The sequence below is a fragment of the Streptomyces fuscigenes genome (assembly GCF_021556455.1).
Lineage (GTDB): Bacteria > Actinomycetota > Actinomycetes > Streptomycetales > Streptomycetaceae > Streptomyces > Streptomyces fuscigenes.
Window position 1 is genome coordinate 1 of sequence record NZ_JAKGCV010000382.1, and the last position, 5,335, is coordinate 5,335.

The window sequence follows — 5,335 nt, forward strand, 5'->3', positions numbered from 1 at the left end:
GGACCCTCGCGGTGCCCCGGTTGCCCTCCCGGTGCCGCCGCGGCTGCACCCGCGCCGCCCCGTCGGCCCGTGCGGATCCCTACGCGATCATGGGGGCGGCACGTGGGAGCAGGACAGCCCCGAAGACCACCGGAGAACCGGCCCGCGCACCCCTCACCGGCGCGGGCCCGGGGCCTCCGGTCCACCGGGAGGCGGGCGCCGTGCGGGGCGCCCGCCTCCCGCGCCTCCCACGGACGCGGGCGGCGTCATGCCGGGCGCCGGGCCCCGCCCTGCCGTGCGGGACGCGGGACGGCCCGGGCCGCGCGGCGACGCGGGGTCTTGTGCGTCCCGCGCGGGCTGTGCCACGATGCGCCGGTCGATCTCCCTCCGCACGCGAGTGCGGCCTCACGGCTAGGACCGAAGACCTATGGCCCCGGCGCCCCTCAGCGGCCGCCCCCGGCACTGAGCGGACCTCCGCTCCGCTCCTGCTCCCCGCCCGCACGACGGGCAGGGCGGCCCCATGTGCGGTGCCCCGCGCACCGCGGCGGAACGCCATCCGGGACACCCGGACTTCTGCTCTCACGTGAGGTCGAACACCACCGTGGACTCTGCTGTCCAGAACTTCGCCGTCGCCCATCTCCGCCGCCGTGCCCTGGTCGTCGAGACCGGGGGCTTCGTCGCCGGATTCGAACCGGACACCGACAGCCTCTACATCAACTACGCCACCCCGCTGCCCGGCGCCCGCCCCGGAGCCGCCGATGTCCGCGCGCTCGTGGGCGAGTTCCGCAGCCGGGGCCTCAAGCCCCGGCTGGAGTTCGCGCCCGAGGCCGCCCCGGCCGTCGAACCGGCCCTGCTCGAAGCCGGGTTCACCCTTGAGGAGGAACACGTCTACCTGGTCTGCACGACCGGCACCCTGACCGCGCCCGCGCCCGGCGGCCCGGAGGCGGCCACGCCGCACACGGACGAGGACTACGCCGCGCTCGACGCCGCGCTCTGCGATGCCTTCGAGGGCAGGTTCGCCTCGTCCCCGGAGGGGGTGGCCCGGCTGCGGCGCACGCAGGAGCGCGGCGGCGCGGTCCGGTTGGTCCGCGCCCCGGACGGCAGCTGCGCGGGCGGCGGAGGCTGCTCGGCGCCGGCCGCCGGCACGTCGGAACTGGCGGGCATCGGCACCCGCCCCCAGCACCGGGGACGGGGTGTCGCGGCCGCGGTCGTGCACTCCCTGACCGAGGCGATGTTCGCCGCTGGTGCCGGCTCGGCGTGGCTGGAGTACTCCGGCGACGGCTCGCGGCGCGTGTACGAACGCCTCGGCTACCGCCCGGCGGGTCGGCGCCTGTACATGTCGATCCCTTGACATCCTCTCCGCCCTAAAGGACGGAGATTCCCGCCTGCCTGGCGGTGAGTACCGGCTGGGGCTTCGGGTGGGTTCCCGGTTCGACGCGCGGTGCGGGCACGGGTGCCCGTCTTACCTGCGCTCCGCGGGCTGACACGGCCAGTCCGGCCGCCTTCGCGACGTTGACCGCCGCGTTCACATCCCTGTCGAGGACGGTCCCGCACGCCGTGCATGTCCATTCCCGGATGTGCAACGGCTTGGGGCCGTCCTTGACGCCGCACGCGGAGCACACCTGGGAGGTCGGCTCGAACCGGCCGATCTTCACGAAGGTGCGTCCGTACCGGGCGGCCTTGTACTCCAGCATGGTCACGAACGCCGACCATCCGGCATCGTGGACAGACTTGGCCAGGCGGGTGCGGGCGAGCCCTTCACCGCCAGGTTCTCCACGGCGACCGCTTGGTTCTCGCGGATCAGCTTGGTGGAGAGCTGGTGGTGGAACTCGCGGCGCGCGTCGGCCACCCGTGCATGCGCGCGGGCGACCTTGGCCCTGGCCTTGTCCCTGTTGTGGGAGCCTTTCTCCTTGCGGGACAGGTCCCTCTGTGTCTTCTTCAGGCGCTTCTCGGCTCGGCGCAGGAAGCGCGGGCTGTCGATCTTCGTGCCGTCGGAGAGGATCGCGAAGTGCGTCAGACCGAGGTCGATGCCGACCTCGGGTGTCGTGGTGGGCAGGACTTCCTGCGGGCCGCTCTCCACGACGAAGGAGGCGAAGTACCGTCCCGCACTGTCCTTGACCACCGTCACCGTGGACGGCGTCGACGGCAGCGTCCGGGACCACTTGACCTTGAGGTCGCCGATCTTCGGTAGGCGCAGCTTCTGCCCGGCCGTGATGGACCAGCGGGCGTTCGCGGTGAACCGGACCGCCTGACGGGTGTCTCGCTTTGACTTGTACCGGGGCGCACCCACACGTGGGCGCTTGCCCTTCAAGCCGTCGAAGAAGTTCCGGTACGCGGTGTCCAGGTCCCGCAGGGACTGCTGGAGCACGACGGCGGAGACCTCGCCGAGCCAGGCCCGCTCGGGCGTCTGCTTCGCCTCGGTGATCAGCAGCTTCGACAGGTCGCCGGTCTTCGGGAACCGCAGCCCGTCCGCGCGGGCGGTCTCCCGAGCCCTGAGGGCGTCGTTGTAGACCACCCGCGAGCACCCGAACGCCCTCGCCAACGCCGTGCGCTGACCGGCACTCGGGTACAAGCGGAAGCTGTACCGAAGCTGCATACGGATCACGATACACAGTTGGTTTATGGGTATCGATGAGAACGTTCGCACAGGCCGTCACTGCATTTTCCGCATGCATGTCCACTTGGTTTTCGTGACGAAGTACCGGCACTCCGTCTTCGCTGACCGGCACCTGACGCGGTGCGAGGAGATCATGAGAGCCGTTTGCGAGGACTTCGAGGCCGAGCTGGTGGAGTTCAACGGCGAGGCCAACCACGTCCACCTGCTCGTGAACTTCCCGCCTAAGGTCGCCGTGTCCAGGCTCGTGAACTCCCTCAAGGGCGTGTCCTCCCGCAGGCTCCGTCAGGAGTTCCCCGACCTCGTCCGCCACTACTGGCGGGCACAACGCCTGTGGTCCGGCTCGTACTTCGCCGGGTCGGTCGGCGGTGCGCCGCTCAGCACTGTGAAGCAGTACATCGAGCAGCAGAACCGGCCACTCTGACCTGGGCTAAGACATCGTTTCCTTTGGCTTGCTCATTCGTTGGTCTGAGCATGGCGAGTCTTGCTGAGCGGTTGGTGCCGGACGAGTTGTGGGAGTTGTTTCGGCGGGTGGTGCCTCCGACGGAGGTCATACGTCCGCAGGGCGGCGGTCGGCGGAGGGCGGGCGATCGTGAGGTGTTGACGGCGATCGTGTTCGTGGCGACGTCCGGCTGCTCCTGGCGGCAGTTGCCGCCGGTGTTCGGGCCGGCCTGGCCCACCGTCTACCGGCGCTTCGCCCAGTGGTCCAAGGCCCGTGTGTGGGCCCGGCTGCATCGGGTCATCCTCGACGAACTCGGGGCACGCGGGGAGCTGGACTGGTCGCGCTGCGCCATCGACTCTGTCAGCGTGAGGGCTCTCAAAGGGGGCAGCTGACGGGACCGAATCCGACCGACCGCGGCAAGAACGGATCGAAAAATCCACCTGATCGTGGACCGGTCGGGCCTGCCGATCTCGGTGGCGGTCTCTGCGGCGAACACCCACGACAGCCTCGCCCTGCAGCCCCTCGTGCAGGGCATACCTCCCATCCGTAGTCGACGCGGGCCGCGGCGGCGACGGCCGCACAAGCTGCACGGCGACAAGGGCTACGACTACGACCACCAGCGGCGATGGCTCCGCGAGCGTGGAATCACGCCCCGTATCGCTCGTCGCGGCAAGGAAAGCTCCGCCCGGCTGGGCCGTCATCGCTGGGTCGTCGAACGCACCATGTCCTGGCTCGCCGGCTGCAGACGTCTGCACCGCCGCTACGAACGCAAGCCGGAACACTTCCTGGCCTTCACCGCGATCGCGACCAGCCTCATCAACTACCGCAGACTCACCAACTGAAACGACGTCTAAGCAGAACAGCGCGGATCTGTGCCCACAGCTGAGGTCAGAGCAGTTCTCAGATTCGCTTCACCACCGGGCTGAAGCCCGGTGCACTGCGAATAGACCCGGTAGCAACGGACGGCCGCCGGTCCGGGCGCGCATCGGGCGGGCGGGTCGACGGGTCGAACGGGCCGGGGATCGGGGGCCGGAGATCCGGGACTCGGGGGAACGGGCCGAAAGGGCCCGTTCCCGTCGTCCCGTCGTCACCCCGACCCGCCGACCCGCCGACCCGCCGACCCGCCGACCCGCCGAGCGTGGTGTCCGGCGTCCGGCGTCCTACGAGCGCTCCAGCGCCCGGTCGACGAGGGCGCCGGCCGCTCCCGTCCACCCGGCCGGGTCGAGCAGGTCGCCGTGCCCGGCGGCCACGGCAGCCTCGGCGAACGGGACGCCGTCCGCGAGCGCCCGCTCGATCAGCCTCTTCGCCTCCCGCGGGCCGAGCACCGCGGAGAAGCGCTCGCTGACGATCAACCCGCCCGTGAGGCCGAGGTTCTCCGCCATACGGTCCGGGAAGACCCGCAGTCTCTCTGCCAGTTGCGCGAGGTGAGCGGCCGAGCCGCCCGCCAGGCGGAGCAGTTCGCGCAGTGCGGGCCATTCCGCGTGCCACGCGCCGGGCGGTCGCTCGTCCGCGGCCGGCACGGCGCCGAGCAGCACCGCCAGGTGGGACGGCGCCTGCCGTGCGGCGGCCGCCGCTAGGGTCGCGCGCACCGGGTTCGCCTTGTGCGGCATCGCGGACGAGCCGCCCCCGCTGCCCTCGGCGACCTCGCCGATCTCCGTGCGCGACAGCGTCAGCACGTCCTCCGCCGCCTTGCCGAGCGCCGCGCAGACGAAGGCGAGCGCACCGCCGAGGTCGGCCACCGGAGTGCGGAGCGTGTGCCACGGCAATGCCGGCTCGGCCAGGCCCAGTTCGCGCGCGTACGCGGCCACCGGGGGGAGGGCTTCCGCCCCGCCCAGCGCGGCCAGCGTGCCCGCCGCGCCGCCGAGCTGGGCCGGGAGGCGCACCGCTGCGAGCCGGTCGCGCGCGTCCAGGACCAGCGAGCGCCAGCCCGCGGCCTTGAGCCCGAAGGTGGTGGGGACGGCGTGCTGGGTCAGGGTGCGGCCCGGCATGACGGTGTCCCGGTGCTCCGCGGCCAGGCGCGCCAGCGAGGCAGCCGTGCGCTCCAGGTCCCCCAGCACGTGCGTCCGCGTCCGGGCCGCGACCAGCATCAGCGCGGTGTCCAGGATGTCCTGGCTCGTCGCGCCGCGGTGCACGTACGGTGCCCACTCGGCGCCGACGGCCGCGCGCAGCGCCTCCGCGAGCGGGATCACCGGGTTGCCGCCCGCCCGGGCCCGCAGCGACAGTTCCCGCGGGTCGAGGCGGTCCGCGCAGGCCGCGAGCGCGTCGACCGCGCCTGCGGGCGCGCCCTGCGCCCGGGCGAG

At 72.2% G+C, this 5,335-nt stretch carries 3 protein-coding genes and 2 pseudogenes; 3 read left to right on the forward strand and 2 right to left on the reverse strand.

The genetic code is table 11. The annotated features are described in order from the left end of the window. Nucleotides 1-580: 580 nt before the first annotated feature. Nucleotides 581-1,330 (forward strand): GNAT family N-acetyltransferase, encoded by a 750-nt coding sequence (locus tag L1885_RS22875; RefSeq protein ID WP_235799059.1) that lies wholly within the window; start codon nt 581-583, stop codon nt 1,328-1,330. A gap of 13 nt (nt 1,331-1,343) precedes the next feature. Here L1885_RS22875 and L1885_RS22880 read toward each other — a convergent pair. Beyond that, nucleotides 1,344-2,575, reverse strand: a pseudogene (locus L1885_RS22880) (RNA-guided endonuclease InsQ/TnpB family protein). A 25-nt stretch (nt 2,576-2,600) separates the two neighbouring features. Here L1885_RS22880 and tnpA point away from each other — a divergent pair. Both tnpA and L1885_RS22890 read left to right on the forward strand, forming a co-directional pair. Continuing rightward, complete coding sequence (gene tnpA, locus L1885_RS22885; RefSeq protein WP_235799060.1) at nt 2,601-3,017, forward strand: IS200/IS605 family transposase; 417 nt, start codon at nt 2,601-2,603, stop codon at nt 3,015-3,017. Between the two features lie 50 nt (nt 3,018-3,067). Further along, nucleotides 3,068-3,877: pseudogene (locus L1885_RS22890) on the forward strand (IS5 family transposase). Between the two features lie 318 nt (nt 3,878-4,195). Here L1885_RS22890 and L1885_RS22895 read toward each other — a convergent pair. Further along, nucleotides 4,196-5,335 (reverse strand): lyase family protein (locus tag L1885_RS22895; RefSeq protein ID WP_235799061.1); only part of this gene is annotated, 1,140 nt, incomplete at its 5' end.